Source organism: Mesorhizobium sp. CU3 (assembly GCF_006442965.1).
Lineage (GTDB): Bacteria > Pseudomonadota > Alphaproteobacteria > Rhizobiales > Rhizobiaceae > Mesorhizobium.
The window spans coordinates 49,835-72,684 of the sequence record NZ_VFWX01000021.1 but is presented as its reverse complement, the minus strand read 5'-3'; the positions used below and the strand labels follow the sequence as shown (position 1 = coordinate 72,684).

Below are 22,850 nucleotides of genomic sequence, written 5' to 3'. Positions count from 1 at the left end.
TTCAGCATCCGTGCATTTGACTTTCACGTAATTCGGCGTCTCATGATGACGTCGGCCGCACGAGGCTGGCCGGTATGGAGGGACTAGTTACATGGACAGCAACACGATTATCCAGATCGTTGTACAGGTAATTGCGGGTGTAATCGGCGGCCAGGCGATCGGCGCGGCGCTGAAGCAGGCGGCGATGGGTCAGCTCACCAAAATCCTCGGCGGCGCGGTCGGCGGTATCGGCGGCGCGGCAATCCTGGGCAGCCTGCTTGGCGGCGGTGGAGTCGATGCGGCGGCAGCGGCCGGCGGCATCGGCAGCGCGCTTGACTTGAAGAACCTTCTCGGCGGCGCCGGCGGCGGCGCTATCCTGACCGGCATCATCGGCGCGGTCATGAACGCGATGAAGAAATAACTCCTGTATTCTCGGGCTTCGTCATGGGCGGCCTTGGCCGCCCATTTCTTTTTGAGCTCCTGCCGAGGTGGACGGCGGTCGCCGACCTGTCTACATCAAGGCGAAACTCAGCTTGACGCAATTCCGAACGGAAAACCGCGTTACACTTTTTCTGAATTGCTCGAGAAAGGACGATCATGGGTCAGCTCAATGCCGGCATCGTGCCGGTCACGCCGTTCCAGCAGAACTGCACCATCCTGTTCGACATGGACGACAAGGCCGGCGTCGTCGTCGATCCCGGTGGCGATATCGACCAGGTGCTCAAGGCGCTGCAGGACAATGCGATCACCGCCGGCGCGATCTGGATCACGCATGGCCATATCGATCATGCCGGCGGGGCGATGGAGCTCAAGGAGGCGCTGGGCATCGACATCATCGGCCCGCACGAGGCCGACAAACCGCTGCTCGCCAATCTCGAGAACCAGGCCAAACGCTTCGGCCTCACCGATCCGGTGCGCAATTGCGTGCCGGACCGCTTTCTGACCGAAGGCGAAATCTTGTCGTTCGGCGATCATCAGTTCGAAGTGCTGCACTGTCCGGGACATGCGCCGGGACATGTCGTCTACTACAACCGCGCTGCGAAATTCGCGCATGTCGGCGATGTGCTGTTTCGCGGCTCGATCGGCCGCACCGACCTGCCGGGCGGCGACCACGCGACGCTGATCGCCTCGATCAAGCAAAAGCTTCTGCCGCTCGGCGACGACATCGGCTTCGTCTGCGGCCATGGTCCGGGCAGCCGTTTCGGCGATGAGCGGCGGACCAACCCGTTTTTGATCTGATCTTCGCAATCCGCAAAAGAAAAGCGCCGCTCCGAGGCGGCGCTTTGCTCTGGGCAGGGAACCCGGAAGGTCTGCTTAATTGGCGACGCAGAAATGCTGGCCGCCGTCATTGCCGGTGAAGGTGCCGGTCCGCGAGTTGAAGGTGCGGTAGCGGTCCGAGCAATACTCGTACCAGGCCCTGGTCCACGGCTCGGCATAGCGGTCGGCATAGACGACGCGCGGCTGCTGCACGTAGTAGCGGCGCACCGGACGGTCATAATAATAGCCGTCGTCATAGGCCGGATCGTAATAGCGCGGGCCGGGATTGCTCAGCGCGCTGCCGATCAGGGCGCCGGCCGCGAGGCCGACAACGCCGGCGGCGAGGGCGTCGCCGCGATGGCGATGGTGCCAGCCCCAGTCGTCGGCGTTGGCTGCCGAGAAGGTGGCCAAAGTGGTCGCGGCGATGCCGACAGTCAGGATGGCGGTCTTGAGAATTCGGTTCATTTTCGGTCTCCTTCGCGCCGGCCCGCGCATGTCTGTCTCAGGGGATACGGACCGGCTTTAGCAAAGGTTAATAGAAGACCGTGGCTGAACGGAGGCTGAACGGATTCAGCGTAAACGATTTTTTCTCGGCTTAGGCACAGGCATATGCTGGGCGGGAGCGGTCCCGCCTGATGCACTTTCCGTCGGATCCGTCGTAAGCCGGCTTAGCCGATCGACAGATTGACGGCCTTCGGACCCTTGCCGCGCTTGTCCGGCTCGGTGTCGAATGTCACTTTCTGCCCATCCTCAAGACCGGGAAGGCCCGACGCCTGCACGGCCGAAATGTGGACGAAGACATCCTTCGCGCCATCATCCGGCGTGATGAAGCCGAACCCCTTGGCATGGTTGAAGAATTTGACGGTGCCGGTCTGCGGCATGGGAAGCTCCTTTGATCCCATCAAGTCAGTCTCGGGCCGGCAAAATGCCCGAGAGGAAATTTGTCCTTTATTTTAGCGCTATCGGCAAGAAAAAGTTTTTGCCTGCCGATCGCGCCATTGCCGGGACGAAAAAGGCGCGACGAGACCGTCGCGCCTTTGAATTTTCGGACCTGTCACGAAGCCGGTTCACTGTCCTGCCGCATCATTGCATGCGCAAGGACAGGAGGCGCCGACGCTCAGCCGGCGCGCAGGTTGACCGCCTTCGGACCCTTACCCATGCGGTCGGGCTCGACATCGAAGGTGACCTTCTGGCCGTCGACCAGCGTGCGCAGGCCGGAAGCCTCGATCGCGGAAATGTGGACGAACACGTCCTTGGCGCCGCCATCGGGCGTGATGAAGCCGAAGCCTTTGGTGGCGTTGAAGAACTTTACGGTGCCGGTCTGGGCCATTGGGGAAACTCCTTCACCCGTCAGTCATGATGGGTTGCCCGCTGCCTCGCGCGCGGGCAATTCCCGGTAGTTGCTTCGGCGGTCATGCATTCACGCATGGTCAAACCCCCCGCCGAAAAACGGGGCTGTCAGAGATTCACACTTATCGGGGAAAGGTCGTCCAAAACGTTCCGCTCTCCGGGTCGCAAATGCCCGAACGGGAAATTTATTACACGGAAACGTGATGGTTGCAAGACGACAGCCGCGGGCGGCCCATGGCGCGCCCAACGCGGCGCCTCGATAGATCCGTCCCGGCGGGGCATCGGCCAGACATGGATCAGGCATGGGCCATGCCGATACTGCCGAATACACCTTTTCCAGCCGTGCAAACGGTGGTTGCGTTTGCGGCAGGGGATGCGAGGATGTCGCGAGCCGAAATCATATGGCGGCACGGAGGAGGGACATATGCGATTTCTCGCCATCTCGCGGCAGGGCTTTGTCATGCTCCTCCTTTCCGTCCTGATGGCGGCCTGCACCGTCGTGGTCGACGATGGTCCGCGGCCGCGTCCGCCAAGGCCGGAGCCGCAATTCTGCACCAGGGAATACGAGCCTGTCTGCGCCCGCCGCGGCGGCGACCGCCAGACCTTCGCCAATGCCTGCCTGGCCGACAGGGCAGGGTACCGGATTGTGCGCGACGGCCCGTGCCGTGACGGCGGCGGCGGTGGAGGTGGCGAGCAAATCTTCTGCACCCGCGAATACGCGCCGGTCTGCGCCCGGCGGCACGGCGACGTGCGGACATTCCCGAACGCCTGCGAGGCCCGCGCCGCGGACTATCGCATCGTCGGCGACGGGCCTTGCTGAGCAGGAACGGTCGGCTTGCCGGGCAAGGAACGGGTTCTTGTAGCGGGGGTTATGGACGTCGCAACGCGCCAGCTTGTGACGGTTAGCCTTGAATCTGCCGCCCGTATGGCTTAGGTCCGGCGGACCAACAAACGCGGCAGGTTTCCCATTAACAGAGATCAAAGACGGGCGGCGAACGCGGGTGGCAAGCCGGGAACGGCGAGCCCGCTCGATCCCCATGTGCAGCGCGCGCTGCAGTTGCACCAGGCCGGACGCCGCCAGGAGGCCGAGGCGCTTTACCGGCAAGTGCTGGGCCAGCAGGCGAACCATGCGGCGGCGCTGCATTTCCTGGGGCTGCTGCTGCATCAGACCGGCCGCAGCGAGGAAGGGCTCGAGCTAATCGAACAGTCGGTGACGCTGCAGCCGCGGAATGCCGACTTCCTCAACAATATGGGCACGGTCATGCGCGATCTCGGCCGCGTGGCGGCCGCCGTCGATTTCTTCCGCGGCGCGGTGGATCTCAAGCCGGACCAACTGGCAGCGCGCGACAATCTCGGTTCCTCGCTCAAGCAGCTCGGCCAGTTCGATGCCGCCGAGGACATTTATCGCGGTACGCTCGGCCGCAATCCGTTCCACGTCCGCGCGCGCATCGGCCTTGCCGAAACGCTGCAGGAGGCCGGACGCCTCGACGAGGCGATCGCCTTGTTCCGCGAATCCTTGTCGATCCGGCCGAAGGATGCCGAGCTGCTCTACGGCCAGGGCGTCGCCATGATGGAAAAGGGCAAGCTCGACGAAGCCGCCGACCTCGCCCGCCAGGCGGTGGCGGTCGCGCCGGCCATGGCCAAGGCCTGGCTGTTGCTGACCCAGGTCAAGCGCCAGGGCGAGCGCGACAAGGAGCTTTCGGGCATGGAGGCCGAGCATGCCAAGGCGCCGCAGGGCAGCCTGGCGCGCATGCAGCTCTCCTTCGGCCTCGGCAAGGCCAATGACGATCTCAAGGACTATGGCCGCGCCTTCGACTATTTCGCCGAGGGCAACGCCATCCGCCGCCAGGCCATCAATTACGACCCGGTGAGGACGCGCGACGAGTTCGAGGCGATGAAGACGGTCTTCGACGGGGCCTTCTTCGAGAAGCACAGGCCAAGCGGCATTTCCGACGACACGCCGATCTTCGTCGTCGGCATGCCGCGCTCGGGCACGACGCTGGTCGAGCAGATCATCGCCAGCCACCCGCAGGTGTTCGGCGCCGGCGAGTTGAATATCCTGAAGACGGCGGTCGGCAAGCAGTTTCCGATGAATATGCCCGGCGGTTTCCCATGGGGAGTCGCCGACATGCCGGATGAAGCCTTCGCCGAAGCCGGCCAGGCCTATCTCGACATGCTGCACAGCCGATACCCGGGCTTGCGCCATGTCACCGACAAGATGCCGGGCAACTTCCTGCTGGTCGGCTTCCTGCACATGATGCTGCCCAAGGCCAAGATCATCCATTGCGCGCGCGACGCGGCTGCGACGTGCCTGTCGATCTTCAAGGTGCATTTCCGCGGCGACAGCCATCGCTACGGCTACGACCTCGGCGAGCTTGCGGACTTCCACAACCTCTACACCGACATCATGGCGCATTGGCACAAGGTGCTGCCCGGCGTGGTGCATGACGTGCGCTACGAGGATTTCGTCGCCGATCAGGAAGGCCAGACAAGGGCGCTGATGGCCTATCTCGGCCTGCCTTGGGACGACAAGGTGCTGTCCTTCCACGAGACCGACCGACCGGTGCGCACGGCATCGGCCGCGCAGGTGCGGCAGCCGATGTATCAGGGCTCGGTCGATCTGTGGAAGCGGTATGGGGATCGGCTGAAGCCGCTGCTCGACAAGCTGGGCTGAACCGCCAGACCGATGTTGCGTGCCGGATCAGGGTGGCGGCGGTCGAAACGTCGTCCTGATCCTCTGGACGTGTCAGGCGGCTCGCGCCTTCTGCTCGTAGCGCAGGAAGACGTTGCCGTTGCCGAAGGCCTGTGACCGGGCCAGCTTCACATTGAGCCGGTTGCCGATGCCTTCGAACATCGTCCTGCCGGCGCCGAGCATGACCGGAACGATGACGAACTGGTATTCGTCGATCAGGTTCTCCTCGGCCAATTGAGCGACGAGATTGCCGCTCCCCAGGATCGTCATGTGATTGCCCGGCTGCTGCTTCAGGTGTCGAAGCTTCGCCACCACCCCGCTTTTGACCACCTCGGTGTTGTTCCAACTCGCCGTGTCGAGCGTGCGGGAAAACACGATTTTGGGCATGGCGTTCATGCGTTCTGCCACGATGGGTGCGATCTGCGCGGCCAGGGGCGTCGGCCAGAACTGGATCATCATGTCGTAGGTAACGCGGCCGAGCACCAGCATGCCTCCGCCCTTGGCATTGTCGGCCACGAAAGCGTTCCATTCCGGATCCTGGCTGTGCGCCCAGTCCATGCCGCCGTGCCCGTCGGTAAAATAGCCGTCGAGCGATATGCTGTTGAATACGATCAGCTTGCGCATAAATCGGTCCTGTCTTGAGAAATGAAGACGTGTTTCGCGTCTCGCCGCTGGTGTCGGTATGCGCCTAGAGTTCCACGAACGGCTGGAAGCCGCCGAAGATCATGCGCTTGCCGTCGAAGGGCATGGCAGACCAGTCCATCTTAAGACGCTCATCGGCCATCACCTTCGCCATGACCGCATCACGGGTCTGTCTGGAGTCGTAGACGACCCAGGCGAAGACGACGATCTCGTCGTCCTTGGCCTGGACGGCGCGCGGGAACGAGGTCAGCTCGCCATAAGGCACGTCGTCGCCGATGCATTCGACATAGGAGAGCGCACCGTGCTCCATCCAGATCGGGCCCGCGAGATTGGCCAGCTTCTTGTAGTCATCGAGGTTGGCCTTCGGCACGGCAATCACGAAACCGTCGACATAGGACATGATGAAACTCCTTTGCTGAAAAACGAGCGCCGGGTCGGCGGGGATACGACCCGGCGCGGGTGAACGCGTCAGCCACGCTGAAGGCGGGCGACGCCGCTCGCTAGAGCAATTCCAGGAAAAGTGTGAAACGGTTTTCCGTCCGGAATTGCGAGAAAACAAAAGGCGAAAATTCAATTTACCGGCGCGTTCATCGCCCAGTCGACGCCGAAGGGGTCCCTCACCTGGCCCCAGCGATCGCCCCAGAACATCACCTGCAGCGGGGTGACGATCTCGCAGCCGGCGTCGACGGCGCGCTGCCACCAGGCGTCGATGTCTTCGCTGCCGAGATGGAGCTGCAGCGTGTAGCCCTGCGCGGGCTTATGCGGATGGCCATGCTCGGGATAGGCGTCGCACAGCATCAAGGTCGAGCCGTTGACGTAGAGATGGATGTGCATGGTGCGGCCCTGCTCGTCCGGCGGATAGGCGAACACTTCCTCGGCGCCGAAGGCCTTCTTGTAGAATTCGGCCGCCTTGGTGGCGCCGTCGACCTGCAAATAGGGCGTCAAACCGCCAAGAACCTTGGCGCGGGGCGGGGTCTGATCGTTCATTCTCGTGTTCCTCTTCACGGGTTGATCTGGTTTACGACCCAAGGACGGATGAGGCGGCGGCGATCCTACATGCCTCTCGAAGATTTTTTAAAGGGCCGGGCTCGACGGCCCGGGCGGCCAGAGCCGCTGCGAGAGTATCGCATCGAAAACGCCACTTTATATGATCTTCGGCGAGAAAGTTGCGGCGCGGCGGGTTTCCCGCGTTTCGAAAATCTCCGGAAAGCCGATGTCCTTGCGCAGCTCGGCCGGCAGCGAAAGCAGGATGCGCTCGCCGCGGTGACGGGTGCGTGCCGCGGTATAGCGACTGGCAAGGCGGCCGATGGATGACAGTACCGACATGACACTTCTCCCTGGTTGATGCCGGCATCATCGTGTCGGCATCCCAAGGACGCGGCGGCGGTCGGCGATCCGACAGACCGCCGAAAGATTTGTTGTTCAGATCAGCGACGCTGCGAGTGCCGTGTCGTAATACTCCACCATCTGGATGACCTTGCCATCGCGTATCGTCCAGAAGTCAGCGGTGTGCATGACAATCTCGCGGCCGGAGGCTTTGTGAGTCAGATGGATTTCCACCTGCGCCGCGACCTTGTCGCCGCCGTCGACGATGTCCATCGGGACGAAGCTGCGGTATTCGAACTCGGCGTCCAGCGTCATCAGGCGGGCAAGGAATGCCTGCTTGCCGCTGCCTGTTCCGATGTAAGGAGCATGCGGTTCGGCGATCCAGCGGAAAACGACATCGTCGGAACAGTGGGCGAGCGTGCCCCCGATGTCACGTCTTGCGTAAGTGTCATAAAGGCTTTTGACGACGTCCACTCCGCGCATGACCGTTTCCTCCCTCGGTTAGCGGGACCATCAGGATGCGCCTTTTCCAGCCGATGGGAAAGTATCGTTCTAACGCCAATACTTTTGCCTGGCCGGCAGTATTTCTGATGCCGGCCAGATCTGTGTATTCGCCACTCAATCGTCTGTCCCGGCGACGGCTTGGAAGAACTCTTCCGGACTGTCGACTTCGGTCAGCCGCCGCTTCTCGATCAGCCAGAAGCGGTTGCCGACCGCGCGGATGAAGGAGCGGTCGTGGGAGGCGAGCAGGCAGCTCGCCTGGTGCTTCAGCAATTCTTCCTCCAGCGCTTCCTGGCCGTCGATGTCGAGATGGTTGGTCGGCTCGTCGAGCAGATAGAAGTTGGGATGGATGAGCCTCAGCACCAGCATCATCAGCCGCGACTTCTGCCCGCCGGACAGCGCGCCGATCTTCTTCTCCTGCATTTCGATGGCGACGCCAGCGCCGGCGAGCAGCGATCGCGCCCGCTGCTCACCCACCTCGAAGCGTCGCGAGACCATGGCCAGCGGCGTGTCGTCGCCGCCGATGCCCGACAGCGCCTGGTCGCTGTAGCCGAGCACGGTCGACGGCGTCACCTTGACGTTCGGCACCGAGCCGGGCTCGGCGATGGCGTTGTGGATCATGGCGATGAAGCGCGACTTGCCGACGCCATTGCGGCCGAGCAGCACGATGCGGTCGTCCTGGCAGATATGGCGCTTGCCGGTCCTGAACAGCAGCGTGCCGTCGGGCGTTTCGACCGCCGCGTCCTCCAGCGTGATCAGCACCTTGGCGTGGGTGCCGCGGTTGGCCAGTCGGATCGCGCCGGCGGACCGTTCGCGATGCGCCGCCACCGCCGCGTCCTCGAGCTTCTCCGCCCGTTCCTTGAGCTGCTTGGTCTTGACCGTCAAAAGGTCGCTGCCGGAGTTGATGCCGATGTTGTTCAACTTGGCGGCCTGCTTGCGCAGTTGTTGCGCGACCTTCATGTCGCGCTCGAACTTGCGCGCCGTCGCGGCGTCGAGTTCATCGAGAGCCTGCCTTGCGCGCGAGTAGGGCAGGGCGAAGACCGGCGAGTCTTCCGGGCGCAGGAACAAAGTGCGGTTGGTGGTGGCGTCGAGGAAGGCGCGGTCGTGGCTGGCGATGATCACCGGCACCTCGCGCGGCAGCGCGTTCAGCCAGGTCTCCAACTGGCCGATCTTGGCGAGGTCGAGATGATTGGTCGGCTCGTCGAGCAGCAGCACGTCCGGATCGGTGACCCAGACGCGCGCGATCAGCGCCAGCCGCTGCCAGCCGCCGCTCAAGGCGCGCATTGTGCGGCCGCGCATCTCTTCAGGGACATCGAGCGAATCCAGCACGACATCGACGCGCCACAGCTCGCTGTCGCGTTGCTCGGCCGGCAAGGCGTCGGCGACGACGTCGTAGAAGCTCCGGTCGAGCAGCGCGTCGGGCACGGATTGCTCGACATGGCCGACGCGCAGGCCGCGCGACCGTGTGATGTCACCGATGGTGGGTTCGAACTCGCCCGCCAGGCATTTGAGAAGCGTGGATTTGCCACGGCCATTGGCGGCGACGAGGCCGAGCCGGTCGCCGGCGCCGATGGTGAGGTCGAGATTGGAAAAGAGCGGCGCACTCATGGTGACACCGAGGGATTTGAGGCTGATCAGGGCCATTTGGATTTCTCTGGTCTTGCCGGAAAGTCCGGCTTTGCACTTTGACGGTGCGCATGCCGGCTTCATGCTCAGGCTAGCGGCACCACGAAGGGCAGACCAAAAATCGAAACGGGAAAACCCGGACCGTCCGGTCAGCCCTGCAAGCAAGCTCGCAGGGCGGAAATCGGGCCACGCTGGCGATGGTGACGATAGAACGTAAACACGCAGCCCTCCTTTCAAGACGTTTCAGTTGGGGTTGGGTACACCGGGGGAGGGGCGGATGGCAAGACCTCAATCGGCTTCGGCTGACGATGACCAGAGGGTGTCGGCAAGTTATCTTGCGCCCGCCGGCCATATCCATCAGAATTCGCCTTAGCGAATACTGGATACCGCCAAACGAGTTTCTCTGAATGCATGGCAAAGAACCGCTCTATCGCCGGGTGAACACTCGAACCCATGGCGTTCGCCATGGAGGCAGCGACTACAAGTTTTCCCGGCATACAAAGACTCAAGACAGGACAAGCCGTGGCTCGATGCACGGCGAGAAACGACAGGGTCTCGACTACACGCCGCTGTTCAAATTCCTGCTGTCCAAAATTGGCCAAGACTGGGCGGAAGTCCACAGCCAGGCCGTTGCACGACTGGACCGGCAAGCCCCGATCTTCTGGATGGTCGCCCTCAACGAGGCCGAAAGGAAACCGTTCGTTCGCGTTGGAGAAAATTCATATTACAGCGGGCTATGTGTCGACGGGGACAATCGTTTGGCGCTCGTCGACCCGGAACTCAGGCTGGAAGACATGAAGCCGGGTTGTTCCTGTTGCACGCACACATTCAACGGCGAGCCATTCGTTCGAGAATACGAACAAATTTGAGGCTAGCTCCCCGGCCGCCCCGTCTTGCCTGGCCGGCGCTTCTGGCGGCGCTCGTCGGATGGATCTTCATAAGAGCCGATACCTGAGCGCTGGCGGACAATCGGTTTGTCGGAACCGTCGCGTTCCGTCGCGCCCCCCTCTGCCCTGCCGGGCATCTCCCCCACGAGGGGGGAGATCGGCTGTGGCTTGGTCGGCTTCTTTCCTTCGACCGGCTTTTCGGTACGGCGCACCGTCATCTCGTCGAGCGAGTTCTTCTTGAAAAGCGGCTTGGTGGCCTCGCCCGGAATGCCGAAGTCGGAGCCATGCGCTTCCTGCGCCGACTGCTTCTTGAACAGCGAGCGCGAGACGGCGCCGGCTGGCGTCGGCATATCGGTGCCGGGACCCATGTCGTCGATCGAGGGCTTGCGGAACATGTTGGGCCGGGCGGCCTTGGCCGCTTCCTCGGCGGCGCGCGCTTCGTCGAGCTTGCGGAAGCGCTCCTGCTCCTCGGCCGTGCGGTGCTTGGCCACGCCCTTATTGTGCTTGCCCTTCTCGCGGCCCGAGGCCGGGCTTTGGCCTTCCACCTCGCGCGCCAGCGGGTCGTCGGAGATGGCAAGCTCCATCTCGCGTAGCCGCTTGATCTCGTCACGAACGCGGGCGGCCTTCTCGAAGTCGAGATTGGCGGCGGCATCGCGCATCTGCTTGTCCAGCGCCTCGAGATGGGTTTTCAGATTGTTGCCGATCATCGCGCCCGCATCGTCGGTGAACTGCGAGATGTCGGCGCGGACATGATCCTTCTCGTAGACGGAGTCGAGGATGTCGGCGATGCGCGACTTCACCGATTCCGGCGTGATGCCGTTGGCGGCGTTCCACTCCATCTGCTTCTCGCGGCGGCGGTTGGTCTCCGCCATGGCGCGTTCCATCGAGCCGGTGATCTGGTCGGCGTAGAGGATGACCTTGCCGTCGACATTGCGGGCGGCGCGGCCGATGGTCTGGATCAGCGAGGTTTCGGAACGCAGGAACCCTTCCTTGTCGGCGTCGAGGATGGCGACGAAGCCGCACTCCGGAATGTCGAGGCCCTCGCGCAGAAGGTTGATGCCGACCAGTACGTCGAAGGCGCCGAGGCGCAGGTCGCGCAGGATCTCGATGCGCTCCAGCGTGTCGATGTCGGAATGCATGTAGCGGACGCGGATGCCGTTCTCATGCAGATATTCGGTCAGGTCCTCGGCCATTCGCTTGGTCAGCACGGTGACGAGCGTGCGATAGCCGGCCCGGGTCGTGTCGCGGATCTCGCCGACGACATCGTCGACCTGGCTCTTGGCCGGACGTACCTCGACCGGCGGGTCGATCAGCCCCGTCGGGCGGATGACCTGCTCGGCGAAGACGCCGCCGGACTGCTCCAGCTCCCAGCCGCCGGGCGTCGCCGAAACCGCGACCGAGAGCGGGCGCATGGCGTCCCATTCCTCGAAGCGCAGCGGCCGGTTGTCCATGCAGGAAGGCAGGCGGAAACCGTATTCGGCAAGCGTGGCCTTGCGGCGGAAGTCGCCGCGATACATGCCGCCGATCTGCGGCACGGTAACATGGCTTTCGTCGATGAAGATCAGCGCATTGTCGGGCACATATTCGAACAAGGTCGGCGGCGGATCGCCCGGCTGGCGTCCGGTCAGATAGCGCGAATAATTCTCGATACCGGCGCAGGAGCCGGTCGCCTCCAGCATCTCCAGGTCGAAACGGGTGCGCTGCTCCAGCCGCTGCGCTTCCAGCAGGCGGCCAGCCTTTTCAAGCTCTTGCAGGCGAAGCTTGAGCTCTTCCTTGATCGACTTGATGGCCTGATTCAAGGTCGGGCGCGGCGTCACATAGTGCGAGTTGGCGTAGATCTTGACGCTTTTCAGCTCGCCGGTCTTCTGGCCGGTCAGCGGATCGAACTCGGTGATGGATTCGATCTCGTCGCCGAACATCGAGATGCGCCAGGCGCGGTCTTCGAGGTGGGCCGGGAAGATCTCGATCGTATCGCCGCGCACGCGAAACGAGCCGCGCACGAAGTTGATGTCCTGGCGCTTGTATTGCTGGGCGACGAGGTCGGCGAGCAAGGCGCGCTGGTCGAGCCGGTCACCGACCTGCATCTGGAAGGTCATCGCCGTATAGGTCTCGACCGAGCCGATACCGTAGATGCAGGACACCGAAGCGACGATGATGACGTCGTCGCGCTCGAGCAGCGAACGCGTCGCCGAGTGGCGCATGCGGTCGATCTGCTCGTTGATCGAGGATTCCTTCTCGATATAGGTGTCGGTGCGCGGGACGTAGGCTTCGGGCTGGTAATAGTCGTAGTAGGAGACGAAATACTCGACCGCGTTCTCCGGGAAGAATTTCTTGAACTCTGCATAGAGCTGCGCGGCCAGCGTCTTGTTCGGCGCCAGGATCAAGGCCGGGCGCTGCGTCTCCTCGATCACCTTGGCCATGGTGAAGGTCTTGCCGGAGCCGGTGACGCCGAGCAGCACCTGCGTGCGATCGTTCTGGTCGACGCCTTCGACGAGGTCCTTGATGGCGGTCGGCTGGTCGCCGGCCGGCTCGAAATCCGACACCATCTTGATAGCGATGCCGCCTTCCGACTTTTCCGGCCTAGCCGGCCGGTGCGGCGTCCAGAGCTGGCCGTCCTTGTGCAGCGGGTTGCCGGATTCGATCAGCGCCGACAGCGCCGCCACCGTCGCGGTGACACCGCTCGACGACACCGTCTCGGCGTCCTCCAGGCTGATGTCGAGGCCGGCCACCGGGTTGAGGCCGGCGGCGGCGCGCTCCTTGGCCGACGCGGCGCCGCCCATCGAGGTGCCGCGCGCAGTGCGCCCTGGTGCCGACGAGCGCTCTGGGATCTTCTTCGGCGCCTTCGCCTTGGGCTGCTTTTCCGCCTCGCGCTCGATCTGGCCGGCCCAGTCGGCGATCGAGCCGGTCAGCGGCGCGCCGGTGAAATCGGCCTGCGGCGCTTCGGCGAAACCACCGGGGTTCAGCGGCTCGGCGGCGTCGAGGAATTCGGTCAACGGGCTGCGCCGCTTCGGCGCGCCCTCTTGCGCCGGCGAAGGCGTTTTCGTGTCGGTGCGTTTGGCCATGCCCCGAATATGGGAGGACTCGGCCGAAATGGAAAGAGCGGAGTGAAAGGGGCGGTTGCGCCAGCCGAGGCTGCTGACAGAAGGCTGTCAGGAGACGTGACAAAACACCTGCCTTACGAGGGCAGAGCGCCTTCGATTTCCGAGCCGGTCGCCTGTGCCAGCAGGGCGGCGATGGCGGCGGCGCGGCGGGCCTTGGGGCCATGCAGCGGCCAGACGAGGCGGCGCTTGATGGTCAAGGCCGGCACGTCGCGGGCGATCTCGATCAACTGGCCCGGCTCCAGATGCCGGCGCAACACCAGCTCGCTGGCGAGCAGCGCGCCCAGACCGGCGATCGCCGCCTGCGCCACCACGATAGTCAGCGCGAATCGCGGCCCCTGGTCGAGATCTCGACGTTGCCGGCCCGCCGCCGTGAACCAGTCGCGCCATGTCGGGTAGACGTCGTCGCCCATGGTCGGATCGATATGCAGCAAAGGCAATCTGTCCAGCGTTTCGGCGCCATCCGACCAAGGGCGGTTCCGGATCAGCGACGGCGCGCAAGCGGGGATGACGCGCTCGGTGAAGAGATCGAGCGAGGCGAGATCTTTTGCCGAACTGTTGCGATAGCTGATGGCGAGGTCGACGCCTTCTTCCAGCATGGAATCCAGCGCGACCGAGGCGACGATGCGCACATCGAGTCGGCCAAGCGCGGCGCGCACGCGGTCGAGGCGCGGCGCCAGCCAGAGCGAGGCGAAAGAGGGGTCGGCGCAGATGGTGAAGCTCTCGGCGCGGCGCTCGAAGCGCAGCCGCCGCAAGCCGGAGGACAGTGCGTCGAAGCCGCGATCGATGTCGGGCAGTGCCGTTTCGGCGGCGCGGGTGAGCACGATGCCATTGCCGTCGCGCCGGACCAGCTTGACGCCAAGCCGCTCCTCCAGTTGCCGCAACTGATGGCCGACAGCGCCCGGCGTGACGCCGAGTTGCTCGGCGGCGCGCGTCAGGCTGCCGGTGCGCGCTGCCGCGGCCAGCGCCCGCAAAGCGGATAAGGGAAGGTCACGAAGCATCATGGATTGAGAATAACTCAAAACTTGTCGAAGGGAACTCGTTTGAGAATAGTCCCAATCGATCCTAGCCTTGTTGAGGTCAATTCAACACGAAGGCATCACTTCCATGCTCGATACGCCGAAGCACCCGACCGTCATTGAAAATGAACCGGCAAGCGCACGCCCGATACGCTCCATGCGCAACGAAGGCGCGCGCATCGCCGTCGAATTCGACGATGGCACCGCCGGCCGACTGTCGATGCGCTGGCTGCGGCTTGCTTGCGAGTGCGACACCTGCGGCGATACCGCTTCGGGAAAGCGGTGGCTGACGCCGGCGGACGTGCCGGCCGATATTCGCGCGGCGTCGGTCGAGATTTCCTTGGCGGGCGAGATGAGCGTGACCTGGCAGGACGGCCATGTCTCGCACTTCGCGCCTGGGCTGCTTGCCGCTCATATTGGATCGGCAAGCGAAGCCGGCGCGCGCCGCTTTCAGCCGCAGCTATGGAGCAGCGATCTGGCCGGCCGTCTCGGCCGCTTCCCCTTCGACGCGGTGGTCGAGGACGACGAGGCGCTATTCCATTCGCTGCGCGCGTTGCGCGACCACGGTATCGCCATGCTGACCTGCGTTCCGGCCGAGCCGGAGGCGACATTGCGCGTTGCCGGCCGCTACGGTCCGGTGCGCGAGACGAGCTACGGCAAGGTGTTCGACCTGATTTCACGCCCCGATGCCAGGGTGGCCGGCGAGACGGCGCGGGCACAGATTCCACATACCGACGAGCCGTTCCGCTACTCGCCGCCCGGCTTCATCTTCTTCCATGCCATCCGCACCGGAGCGGGCAGTGGCGGCACCTCGCTGATGGTCGACGGTTTCCAGGTCGCCGAACAGATGCGCAGGAAGAACCCCGAACTGTTCGATCTGCTGACCCGCCACGGCGTTACCTTCCACCGCGAACATGCCGGCGAGGTCTTCTTCAGCGCCGAGGCGCATGTCGTCAGCCTCGACGCCAGCGGCGCCATAACCGGCATTCGCTACAACGACCGCTGCTTGGCGCCGCAGGCCGGTGCGGTCGAGGAGATCGACGGGCTGATCGAGGCGCTGGCCGAGCTGACGCGGCTGATATGCGATCCGGCCAACCAGTTCCAGCACCAGCTGCAGCCGGGCGAGGTGCTGGTCTTCGACAACCAGCGCGTCCTGCATGGCCGCACCGCCTTCGACCCGACGCTGGCTGTCCGCCATCTCAGAAGCTGCAATCTCGACCGCGACGGCGTCCACAGCGCGTTGCGCACGCTGGCGCGCCGCTTCGCGCCGCAAGAGACGGAAGCGGTGCTTTACCAGGGCGCGATTTTCTGATTTTCGCATGGTGCGGCCAGCGCTTCGCGGGTCAGGTGGATTGTCCACCGTGGTCGCTTGTGCTGACAGGCTCGCTCGGTGTCGAATTATCCGCTTTCCTACAAGCTGTCCTGGCTGCCGCGCTTGCTGAAACCGTCACTCGGCGGCGATCGCGGCGGGTTCACGGCGCCTGAGGCGACGCTGATCGAGCAGCCGCCGGCGCGGACGGTGCGGCTCGCTTTCATCGGCGACCTTTCCGCCGTGGCCAACCGCGACGCGCCGGAATGCGATCCGGCGATAGCGGCGCTGCTTGCATCCGCCGACTTGGTGGTCGGCAATTGCGAAAGCCCGATCGTCGAGCGTGCGCGCAACGCTTTCGGCACGCGGTTCGGTACGCATCATGCCATGAGCGAGCGCTTTCTGGCCGATGCGCTTGCGGCTACCGGGATCGAGCGCGGCAGGCTGGTGCTGTCCCTGGCCAACAATCATGTGCTCGACCAGGGCGTGGCCGGTTTCGACGAGACGGTCGCGGCGCTCGAGCGGCTCGGCATTCGAACCATCGGCACGGTGGCCGGCGGACCTGTCCAGCACCATGCGGCCGGACCGCTGACGATCGGCTTTGCGGCCTTCACGCGGTGGCGCAATGCCGAGGCGGCGGCGTTCGAAGGGCGCGTTTCCATGGATTCGTCGGCATGGCCGATGGCTGAGGCCGCGGCCGCCGACCTCACCTGCGCCGTCCCGCACTGGGACTGGGAGTTCCGGCATTTCCCTCGGCCGGCGACACGCATGCTGGCAAGGCTGATGGCCGGCCATGGCGTCGGCTTGATCGCAGGACATCATGCCCATGTCGTGCAGCCGGCGGAACGGATCGGCAAGACGGTCGTCGCCTACGGCCTTGGCGATTTCCTCGGCACGTCGCTTGCCTGGCAACCTTGGCCGGCACGCATCGGCTCGATCCTTGTCGCCGATGTCAGCGCCGATCCCGCGACCCGTGGCAAAGTCGCCGCCTACAAGCTGCATTTCTTCATGCGGCAGCAGGCAGGCGGTCATGAGCGGCTGGTGCCCGTAGACGCGCTCAATCGGCCGGCGAGGGTTTCAGCTCGCCTGCGGGCGATTTTTCCAAGCTTGCAGCTCTGACCGTCGATCTTCGTAGCCGCTGGCGACTTTCACTCAAATGCCGTTATGATCGCTGCCATCTCAGCGCGGCCGGGGGTTGGCCATGGAAGCAGCGGATTTCATGCCGAGCGAGGCTGTCATCGCCGGCATCAGGCGCGACATCGAAGCCTATGAAGCAAAGCGGGCGTCGGCACAGAGGCAGGTGCGCTGGCGGGTGCCCGTCTTTGTCGGCCTGGTCATCGTCTTCGTCGCGCTGGTTGCCTGGCTGTTCAACGCCGCCGCCGATCCGCACGAGCAGTGGCTTTCGACGCCGCATGTGTTTCTCTACCTTGGCGGGATGGTTGCCGCGTCGGTGCTCTATTTCCAGGCGATGAAGCCGGCGACGCGGCTGCAGCAATCCTTTCGCGACACGCTTTTGCCGATGATCTTCGGCTTCGTGCGCGACGTGCGCTACCAGCATGGCGCGCGGCCGAACTCCTTCGACAGGTTGCCGCGCGAAACGGTCGGGCCCTTCAACCGGCAGAGCTTCGACGACGTCATTTCGGGACGCTACGAGGATTTCCCGTTCGAGCTCTACGAGGCGCGGTTATCGCAAGGAACCGGTAAAAGCGAGACCGTTGCCTTCAAGGGCGTGATTGTCGCCTTCGAGACCATCGAACCGTTCCCGGGAACGCTGGTCGCGGCGCGCAAGGCCGGCAAGGTCGCGCATTTCTTCCGCGGCATGTTCGCCTCGAAGATGCAGGAGCTGACCTGCGGCGTCGAGGATTTGGATTCCACCTATGAATTCCGCACCGACAATGTCGAGGCGGCGCGGCCGCTGGTGACGGGCCGGATGGCAAAGGCGCTGGCCTGGCTTCGCGAGACATGGCCTTACGACCAGGCGCGCGTCGCGCTCGGCGGCAGCGACGGGTTCCTGCTGATGCCGCGCTCGAGGAACTTCTTCGAATTGCCGGATATTTCGCAGCCGATCGACTACAACACGCATGTCGCGCCGATGATCACCGATCTCGGCGCGATGCTGGCGACTGCAGCGCTGGTGCGCAAGATCGGCGCGAGGGACGAGGCGGCGGCTGATTAGCGCTCGGCCTAGAGCAATTCCAGGAAAAGTGTGAGCGGTTTTCCGTCCGGAATCGCGCAAAAACAGAGAGATAGAGCGGTTCGCCGTTTCCGTGAAACGGTGAAACGCTCTAGCAGTCGAAGCCGTATTGGGTGCGGATGTCGTCAGCTTCTTCCTTCGACATCCTTTTGAACATCACGCAGGCGGTGAAGCTGCCGACCTGATGGCCGTTTCTGGTGTAACCCCAGTCGGAAATGTCATTCCTGGTGAATTCGATGTTCTGGCCCAGCATCACGTTGTGCACTTCCGCCGGCTGGTTTGACAGAATTCCGACAAATCCGCCTTCGGTCCGGCGAAAGGGGACGACCCAGAAATGTTCCGTGACGTTGCCGTCCTTTATCTTCACCTTCAGTTTGAAGCGGGAAGTGCCAACCGGAGGAGCCTCGGCGAGCGCCAGGAATTCGTCGAGGCTGGCAAGCGCCTGTTTGGTCGCGGCCGCCATTTCCGGATCGCCCGGCGCAAATATGGCGACGCGGTCGTCATTCGGGTCGGTGGCCTGCGCGCCAGCGGTCGCCGACGCTAATACGGAAACAAGACACAGCGCGGCGCGAACAGCCAAAGTCATCGAAGAGCCCCCCAACTTCAAAGCACCATCTTTCCGCATCGCGAGGGCTTGATCAATTGGGTGGTTTTGTAAAGTAAGCCACGCTAACCGTCATCGAAGAATGATAGCGGCTACTCGGAACGACGTCGGAACTGCATGGAGGACAGGACATGACAAGGAAGTTTGCGGCCGCGGCGTTCGCCGCGATCATGCTTTGCACCGGGTTCGCCCGCGCCGAGGACCCGAAGGCTTTCAAGCTGACCATCGACGGCGTCAGCGTTGACATCGATCCGGGCGAAGATGTGGACGTGACCTTGCCCGGCGGCAAGACCAGCAAGGTGCGGCTCGAGCACAATGACTTCGCCTCCTTTTCCGGCGGCACTTTCTCCTTCGTCCATCCGAGCAATTATTCGGTCACGAAGACCGACCTTGGCGACGGCATCGCCCAGTATCTGATGGCCTCGGCGCTAGGCACCCTCGTCGTGGTGCAGAAATACGACAAGATGAATCCGGTCTCGCTCAACCAGCTGATGCTGCAGGAGATGACCAAGGAAACGGTGCAGGCGGGCGGAGAGCTGACGCAGGAGCCGGCGACCCGCAAGCTTGCCGACGGCAAGGAACTGACCGGCCTCAAGGCCACGGTGAAGACGCGCACCGACAGGGCGGATTTCGAGATCGTCGGCTTCGGCACTACCGATCAGGGGCTGCTGTTCATCACGCGCATCGGCGACCAGGACAATGCCACCGAGCAGCCGCTGATCGACAAGTTCTGGGAGACGCTGAAAATTAAACTTTAGGCAGGCTCAAAGACCGGTCAGGCCTGCCAGCCAGTTCGCCGACCTTTTTGCGGCGTCCATGGTTGCGCCGGCGGCACGGCTGAGATCGGTCTTGACCACGGCATAGCCTGCCTTGGTGCGATAGACGACCGCGCGGCCGCCATCGACCACGCTTTCGAACGCGACCGGCCTGGCGGCTGCCGCTTCGCTGGCCGTCACCATTCCGCCGACCGGTACGCTGGGGCGATGGCTGATTTCGGGCGGCAACGGCGCCTCGACGGTGCGGTTCGCCGGCTGCAAATCGGGCTTGGAAGCTTCCGCGGCAAGTCTGGCGGACGAAGCCGAGCCTTTCTCGCGGCAGATGCCCGACACCAGCGGATAGTTGAAATTGCGTTGGTGCAGCATCTGGCTCTTCATCGCCGCTTCGCAATCGGCGATCGTCGCCCATTTGGCGGGCGTCTCGCCGATATATTCGCACAGTTTGGCGTCGCAGTCGCAACCGACAATGGTCATGGCGACAAGGGCGGTCTTGATCACGGTCTTGTCCCTTCGAAATTCATCTCCGGCAGCACCCATCGCGTGCGAAAAAGGCGGGATTTGGCCGCCATTGTGAAATGTCGATGACGGCGCATTGCCGAGTGTTGCTGAGGCCATGATCGTGGCCGAAAGGCATCAGTCGACGTAAACGCGCTCCAGCCTGGCGCCGGCCTTGGCCAGCGCCGGCAGCACGTTGTGCAATTTGCGCACGGCGACGGTGAGCGCGGTCCGGCGCGTGTCCGGATCGATCGGCACCTGGTGGCTGAACAGGATGCGCGAGCCTTCGGGAGCGGCGACTTCGGCGCTCGACAGCACCGTCACCAGGATCTCGTCATTGCCGCCGATCTCGACGAAGGACACGCCCTTGTCGATCAGCCGCGGGGTCATATCGGTGAAGGCTTGCGAGCGTCTGGTGATGAAGATGGTGCCGTCGGCGCCGAGGTCGCGTTCCAGAAGCGTGTCCGGCTCGTTGCGCGCCGCCTCGCCGACCGGTCCCTTGGCCCAGACATGGATGTCGGCCGGGCCGGGGTCGTCGGCGAACACCGATTTGCTTAGATCGGCGCACCATTGCTTGACGGTGTCGGCAAAGCCGAAAGCGAGCTTGCGTTCGCTGGTGCGGACGGAGTCGTCGCCGGTGGCCGGCTCGACGGCGAACAGCTCGGCGCGCTTTTGTGCATAGGCAAAGTCCGACCACGGCTCGCTATCGAGAGAGGCTGCAAAGTCGGCCGCAACCTTCGCCTGATAGGTGTCGGCGGCGATGCGCTTGCCTGCGATCACCTCGGTGACGCGGCCGACGGTGTTCTCGTATGCCCACTGGACGGCGCCATCGATCGTGAGGCCGGTGCCGATGACCGTCGGCATGGCGTAGTCGAGGATGTCGACGCCGCGGGCGGAGGTTGCACGGATGACCACCGCATAGTCCTGCCAGTAGCGGCCGACATAGGTCCAGTAAGGAAAGCCACTCGGCTGGTCCTTGCTGACAAAGGCGGCGTAGTCGCGCGCGGCATGGACGGCGGCCGATTTCGGGTAAGCGAGCCACGTCGAAAGCTGCGGCAACTGATAGCCCGGTGTGGCTTGCCTGACCTTCTGAGCAATTGCCGGCGGCGGCGCGCCTTCGGCGATGCCGGGCAGCGGGCTCTTGTCGAGGGAAGACGTGGTGAGAAAACCATAGGTCAGTCCGACGACCGGGATCAGCACCACAAGAACGATCAACCAGAGGATTGTCTTGAGGAGCCGTCTCAGCCAGCGCAGCAGGAACATGTCACGCCGCGCCCGGATTGAAGGGGCGGCATGATGGCCGGTAAAGGTTGCCATGCCCGGCAAAGGTGCCGGCAACGGCGAGCTCTCGGGTCAACGGCATGAAGTTTCCCCCTTCACGTCACGCTGAAAATTAGCCGATTTTGGCGTGAGAGAAAGCCCGCGCGATCAAACAACGCGCGAAGCTGGTTAGCGGAGAGGGGGCCAAATGGGCCGGAACGCGTTTCCAAAAGACAGTCGGCGCCGGGATCTCTCCCAGCGCCTCCCTGTCAGATCAGGACACGATCTCGGCAGCAACTCCCGAAAGATGTCGCGCCAGGTCGGCCTTGATTTTGACGGTCCTGCCAGTCGCTACCCGAGGGCAGCGTCCGTTCCGGACCACGCCGATCTCCACCCTTGCGAGCTTCGCCCAGCGTGCCATCGAAGGTTTTGACCGGCCTTCATGGCAGCATCGGTCCGCCGTCGGCGTTGGAACGCTTTCCGCGGTACCCGTAGGTCTCGGCATCCGTCCCTCCAGCAGGCGAACCCGCTCTCGTTCTGGGCCGTACGGGCCTCAGGAAATCCGCCTTGCGCTTTTGCCTTTCGGCTGGGGCGTTCGGTAGCCGCCTGAGATGAGTTGAACCTACGCCGGATAAGCGGTTTGCGGAATGCCCCCGGACCTGTGGATAGCGGGATTATCGGGGACCAATGCAAGAAGCCTCGGAATCTGGCGGCCGGACCCTTTAGACAGCCTGCCCCGAATTTCGGCGGGATTCGCACGCCACCGCCTTGCCCTGGCGTTCGGCCCGGGGTTCAATGCCGGCAAAGGATTTTCGTCCATCCGGGAGGGGTTGGATTGAAGCTTGGGGTGGTTCTCAATCCGATTGCGGGCGGCGGCAGGCTCAAACGGCACTGGCCGGAGGCCGCGGCTTCGTTGCGGACGCATTTCGGCGAATTCGACCTGCGCGAAACGCAGGCGAGCGGCGATGCCGAACGGCTGGCGATCGACCTTGCGGCCGGCGGATGCGAACTGGTCATCGCAGCCGGCGGTGACGGCACGGCAAGCGAAGTGGCCGACGGCTTGCTGCAGGCGCAGGAAGAAACCGGCCGGACGATCGCGCTCGGGCTGTTGCCCTGTGGCACGGGCATCGACTTTGCGCGCGGGCTGGATTTGCCGCGCGGCGTCGACGCGACGCTGAAGCGGATCGCCGATGCCACGGCACGGAAAATCGATGCCGGACGCATCTGCTACATCGACGATCACGGCGCGCTGGCCAGCCGCCATTTCATCAACATCGCTAGCCTCGGGCTCTCCGGCGCGACGGACCGCGCCGTCAATGCCGACAAGCGCAAGGGCAGGGTGTCGGCCAAGGCGCTGTTCTTCTGGCGCACGGTGGTGGAGTTCATCCGCTACCGCTTTCAGGATGTGAGGATCACCATCGACGACGGCGAACCGGTCGAGGCGCGCATGGCGCTGGTGGCGGTGGCCAACGGAAAATTCTTCGGCGGCGGCATGATGATCGCGCCGGATGCCGAGCTTTCCGACGGGCAATTCGACATCGTCATACTGCGCGCCGCCGGCAAGCTCGGCCTGATAAGGGACATCCGCCTGCTCTATGGCGGCCGGCACCGCAACCACCCGGCCATCACCATCTTGCGCGGCCGCAAGGTGCTGGTCGAACCGCTCGGCGATGCCGAGAAGAACTGGGCGCTGGTCGATATCGACGGGGAGTCGCCGGGACGGATTCCGGCGACGTTCGAGATGCTGCCGGGCGCGCTGACGCTGAGAGGTTGAGTCAACTGGCTCAGAGGCTGATTCAACCGATGCGGTCAGGCGATTGAAATAGCTGGCTAAA

General features: G+C 63.8%; 24 protein-coding genes. 10 read left to right on the top strand and 14 right to left on the bottom strand.

The genetic code is table 11. From position 1 onward, the window contains the following. Window positions 1–91 precede the first annotated feature (91 nt). Both FJ988_RS26420 and FJ988_RS26415 read left to right on the top strand, forming a co-directional pair. Entirely contained in the window at window positions 92–400 is a 309-nt protein-coding gene (locus tag FJ988_RS26420) for a hypothetical protein (RefSeq protein ID WP_140821519.1), read from the top strand. Window positions 401–576: 176 nt separating this feature from the next. Continuing rightward, window positions 577–1,218: an MBL fold metallo-hydrolase gene (locus FJ988_RS26415; protein ID WP_140821517.1), complete on the top strand. Its 642-nt coding sequence runs from the start codon at window positions 577–579 to the stop codon at window positions 1,216–1,218. Between the two features lie 75 nt (window positions 1,219–1,293). Here FJ988_RS26415 and FJ988_RS26410 read toward each other — a convergent pair whose 3' ends face one another. The 3 genes from FJ988_RS26410 to FJ988_RS26400 all read right to left on the bottom strand — a co-directional run bounded on the left by FJ988_RS26410 (window position 1,294) and on the right by FJ988_RS26400 (window position 2,566). Then, entirely contained in the window at window positions 1,294–1,701 is a 408-nt protein-coding gene (locus FJ988_RS26410; protein WP_140821515.1) for a BA14K family protein, read from the bottom strand. A gap of 203 nt (window positions 1,702–1,904) precedes the next feature. Next, a complete protein-coding gene (locus FJ988_RS26405) occupies window positions 1,905–2,117 on the bottom strand; it encodes a cold-shock protein (protein WP_006202521.1) in 213 nt (70 codons plus the stop codon). Window positions 2,118–2,353: 236 nt separating this feature from the next. After that, window positions 2,354–2,566 carry a cold-shock protein gene (locus FJ988_RS26400; RefSeq protein WP_140821513.1) on the bottom strand — a complete coding sequence of 71 codons (213 nt, stop codon included), beginning with the start codon at window positions 2,564–2,566 and terminating at the stop codon, window positions 2,354–2,356. A gap of 444 nt (window positions 2,567–3,010) precedes the next feature. Here FJ988_RS26400 and FJ988_RS26395 point away from each other — a divergent pair, with 444 nt between their 5' ends. Together FJ988_RS26395 and FJ988_RS26390 are read left to right on the top strand one after the other, a co-directional pair. Continuing rightward, the gene (locus tag FJ988_RS26395) at window positions 3,011–3,406 is read left to right on the top strand and encodes a Kazal-type serine protease inhibitor (RefSeq protein ID WP_140821511.1); all 396 of its coding nucleotides are present in this window, start codon (window positions 3,011–3,013) and stop codon (window positions 3,404–3,406) included. A gap of 219 nt (window positions 3,407–3,625) precedes the next feature. Then, window positions 3,626–5,260: a tetratricopeptide repeat-containing sulfotransferase family protein gene (locus tag FJ988_RS26390; RefSeq protein ID WP_140821509.1), complete on the top strand. Its 1,635-nt coding sequence runs from the start codon at window positions 3,626–3,628 to the stop codon at window positions 5,258–5,260. A 72-nt stretch (window positions 5,261–5,332) separates the two neighbouring features. Here the strand turns inward: FJ988_RS26390 and FJ988_RS26385 are convergent, their stop codons facing one another. The 6 genes from FJ988_RS26385 to FJ988_RS26360 all read right to left on the bottom strand — a co-directional run bounded on the left by FJ988_RS26385 (window position 5,333) and on the right by FJ988_RS26360 (window position 9,391). Further along, window positions 5,333–5,902, bottom strand: a complete 570-nt coding sequence (locus FJ988_RS26385; RefSeq protein ID WP_140821507.1) for a dihydrofolate reductase family protein — start codon at window positions 5,900–5,902, stop codon at window positions 5,333–5,335. A 64-nt stretch (window positions 5,903–5,966) separates the two neighbouring features. Beyond that, complete coding sequence (locus FJ988_RS26380) at window positions 5,967–6,320, bottom strand: DUF1428 domain-containing protein (protein WP_140821505.1); 354 nt, start codon at window positions 6,318–6,320, stop codon at window positions 5,967–5,969. A 170-nt stretch (window positions 6,321–6,490) separates the two neighbouring features. After that, window positions 6,491–6,907, bottom strand: a complete 417-nt coding sequence (locus tag FJ988_RS26375) for a glyoxalase/bleomycin resistance/extradiol dioxygenase family protein (RefSeq protein ID WP_140821503.1) — start codon at window positions 6,905–6,907, stop codon at window positions 6,491–6,493. Window positions 6,908–7,063: 156 nt separating this feature from the next. Next, window positions 7,064–7,246 (bottom strand): hypothetical protein, encoded by a 183-nt coding sequence (locus FJ988_RS26370; protein ID WP_140821501.1) that lies wholly within the window; start codon window positions 7,244–7,246, stop codon window positions 7,064–7,066. A gap of 96 nt (window positions 7,247–7,342) precedes the next feature. After that, window positions 7,343–7,729 (bottom strand): nuclear transport factor 2 family protein, encoded by a 387-nt coding sequence (locus tag FJ988_RS26365; RefSeq protein WP_140821499.1) that lies wholly within the window; start codon window positions 7,727–7,729, stop codon window positions 7,343–7,345. A 135-nt stretch (window positions 7,730–7,864) separates the two neighbouring features. Next, on the bottom strand, window positions 7,865–9,391 hold the full coding sequence (locus tag FJ988_RS26360) for an ABC-F family ATP-binding cassette domain-containing protein (protein ID WP_140821497.1): 1,527 nt from the start codon (window positions 9,389–9,391) through the stop codon (window positions 7,865–7,867). A gap of 389 nt (window positions 9,392–9,780) precedes the next feature. Here FJ988_RS26360 and FJ988_RS26355 point away from each other — a divergent pair, with 389 nt between their 5' ends. Further along, window positions 9,781–10,242 (top strand): hypothetical protein, encoded by a 462-nt coding sequence (locus tag FJ988_RS26355; RefSeq protein ID WP_140821495.1) that lies wholly within the window; start codon window positions 9,781–9,783, stop codon window positions 10,240–10,242. A 2-nt stretch (window positions 10,243–10,244) separates the two neighbouring features. Here the strand turns inward: FJ988_RS26355 and uvrB are convergent, their stop codons facing one another. Beyond that, window positions 10,245–13,322 carry an excinuclease ABC subunit UvrB gene (gene uvrB / locus FJ988_RS26350; protein ID WP_140821493.1) on the bottom strand — a complete coding sequence of 1,026 codons (3,078 nt, stop codon included), beginning with the start codon at window positions 13,320–13,322 and terminating at the stop codon, window positions 10,245–10,247. Window positions 13,323–13,435: 113 nt separating this feature from the next. Beyond that, window positions 13,436–14,362 (bottom strand): LysR substrate-binding domain-containing protein, encoded by a 927-nt coding sequence (locus tag FJ988_RS26345; RefSeq protein WP_140821491.1) that lies wholly within the window; start codon window positions 14,360–14,362, stop codon window positions 13,436–13,438. A 172-nt stretch (window positions 14,363–14,534) separates the two neighbouring features. Here FJ988_RS26345 and FJ988_RS26340 point away from each other — a divergent pair, with 172 nt between their 5' ends. From FJ988_RS26340 to FJ988_RS26330, 3 genes are all read left to right on the top strand, one after another. Next, the gene (locus FJ988_RS26340; protein WP_181183674.1) at window positions 14,535–15,689 is read left to right on the top strand and encodes a TauD/TfdA family dioxygenase; all 1,155 of its coding nucleotides are present in this window, start codon (window positions 14,535–14,537) and stop codon (window positions 15,687–15,689) included. 78 nt (window positions 15,690–15,767) lie between these two features. Beyond that, entirely contained in the window at window positions 15,768–16,805 is a 1,038-nt protein-coding gene (locus FJ988_RS26335; RefSeq protein ID WP_140821487.1) for a CapA family protein, read from the top strand. Window positions 16,806–16,887: 82 nt separating this feature from the next. Beyond that, window positions 16,888–17,862: a DUF3137 domain-containing protein gene (locus tag FJ988_RS26330; RefSeq protein ID WP_140821485.1), complete on the top strand. Its 975-nt coding sequence runs from the start codon at window positions 16,888–16,890 to the stop codon at window positions 17,860–17,862. 109 nt (window positions 17,863–17,971) lie between these two features. Here the strand turns inward: FJ988_RS26330 and FJ988_RS26325 are convergent, their stop codons facing one another. Then, window positions 17,972–18,466, bottom strand: a complete 495-nt coding sequence (locus FJ988_RS26325; protein WP_140821483.1) for a YegJ family protein — start codon at window positions 18,464–18,466, stop codon at window positions 17,972–17,974. Window positions 18,467–18,615: 149 nt separating this feature from the next. Here FJ988_RS26325 and FJ988_RS26320 point away from each other — a divergent pair, with 149 nt between their 5' ends. Continuing rightward, on the top strand, window positions 18,616–19,242 hold the full coding sequence (locus FJ988_RS26320; RefSeq protein ID WP_140821481.1) for a hypothetical protein: 627 nt from the start codon (window positions 18,616–18,618) through the stop codon (window positions 19,240–19,242). A gap of 6 nt (window positions 19,243–19,248) precedes the next feature. On the opposite strand, the gene FJ988_RS26315 is transcribed toward FJ988_RS26320, so the two are convergent. Continuing rightward, on the bottom strand, window positions 19,249–19,758 hold the full coding sequence (locus FJ988_RS26315) for a hypothetical protein (RefSeq protein WP_140821479.1): 510 nt from the start codon (window positions 19,756–19,758) through the stop codon (window positions 19,249–19,251). A gap of 135 nt (window positions 19,759–19,893) precedes the next feature. Next, complete coding sequence (locus FJ988_RS26310) at window positions 19,894–21,018, bottom strand: hypothetical protein (RefSeq protein WP_140821477.1); 1,125 nt, start codon at window positions 21,016–21,018, stop codon at window positions 19,894–19,896. 832 nt (window positions 21,019–21,850) lie between these two features. Between FJ988_RS26310 and FJ988_RS26305 the strand changes: the two genes are divergently transcribed. Beyond that, on the top strand, window positions 21,851–22,789 hold the full coding sequence (locus tag FJ988_RS26305) for a diacylglycerol kinase family protein (protein WP_140821475.1): 939 nt from the start codon (window positions 21,851–21,853) through the stop codon (window positions 22,787–22,789). Window positions 22,790–22,850: the final 61 nt, after the last annotated feature.

Coding starts and splice junctions, on each gene's coding strand:
- FJ988_RS26385 (WP_140821507.1), bottom strand. CDS start 5,902: ATGCGCAAGCTGATCGTATTCAACAGCATATCGCTCGACGGCTATTTT.
- FJ988_RS26395 (WP_140821511.1), top strand. CDS start 3,011: ATGCGATTTCTCGCCATCTCGCGGCAGGGCTTTGTCATGCTCCTCCTT.
- FJ988_RS26360 (WP_140821497.1), bottom strand. CDS start 9,391: ATGGCCCTGATCAGCCTCAAATCCCTCGGTGTCACCATGAGTGCGCCG.
- FJ988_RS26345 (WP_140821491.1), bottom strand. CDS start 14,362: ATGATGCTTCGTGACCTTCCCTTATCCGCTTTGCGGGCGCTGGCCGCG.
- FJ988_RS26410 (WP_140821515.1), bottom strand. CDS start 1,701: ATGAACCGAATTCTCAAGACCGCCATCCTGACTGTCGGCATCGCCGCG.
- FJ988_RS26420 (WP_140821519.1), top strand. CDS start 92: ATGGACAGCAACACGATTATCCAGATCGTTGTACAGGTAATTGCGGGT.
- FJ988_RS26320 (WP_140821481.1), top strand. CDS start 18,616: ATGACAAGGAAGTTTGCGGCCGCGGCGTTCGCCGCGATCATGCTTTGC.
- FJ988_RS26405 (WP_006202521.1), bottom strand. CDS start 2,117: ATGCCGCAGACCGGCACCGTCAAATTCTTCAACCATGCCAAGGGGTTC.
- FJ988_RS26355 (WP_140821495.1), top strand. CDS start 9,781: ATGCATGGCAAAGAACCGCTCTATCGCCGGGTGAACACTCGAACCCAT.
- FJ988_RS26375 (WP_140821503.1), bottom strand. CDS start 6,907: ATGAACGATCAGACCCCGCCCCGCGCCAAGGTTCTTGGCGGTTTGACG.
- FJ988_RS26310 (WP_140821477.1), bottom strand. CDS start 21,018: ATGTTCCTGCTGCGCTGGCTGAGACGGCTCCTCAAGACAATCCTCTGG.
- uvrB (WP_140821493.1), bottom strand. CDS start 13,322: ATGGCCAAACGCACCGACACGAAAACGCCTTCGCCGGCGCAAGAGGGC.
- FJ988_RS26340 (WP_181183674.1), top strand. CDS start 14,535: ATGCGCAACGAAGGCGCGCGCATCGCCGTCGAATTCGACGATGGCACC.
- FJ988_RS26415 (WP_140821517.1), top strand. CDS start 577: ATGGGTCAGCTCAATGCCGGCATCGTGCCGGTCACGCCGTTCCAGCAG.
- FJ988_RS26380 (WP_140821505.1), bottom strand. CDS start 6,320: ATGTCCTATGTCGACGGTTTCGTGATTGCCGTGCCGAAGGCCAACCTC.
- FJ988_RS26400 (WP_140821513.1), bottom strand. CDS start 2,566: ATGGCCCAGACCGGCACCGTAAAGTTCTTCAACGCCACCAAAGGCTTC.
- FJ988_RS26365 (WP_140821499.1), bottom strand. CDS start 7,729: ATGCGCGGAGTGGACGTCGTCAAAAGCCTTTATGACACTTACGCAAGA.
- FJ988_RS26330 (WP_140821485.1), top strand. CDS start 16,888: ATGGAAGCAGCGGATTTCATGCCGAGCGAGGCTGTCATCGCCGGCATC.
- FJ988_RS26325 (WP_140821483.1), bottom strand. CDS start 18,466: ATGACTTTGGCTGTTCGCGCCGCGCTGTGTCTTGTTTCCGTATTAGCG.
- FJ988_RS26370 (WP_140821501.1), bottom strand. CDS start 7,246: ATGTCGGTACTGTCATCCATCGGCCGCCTTGCCAGTCGCTATACCGCG.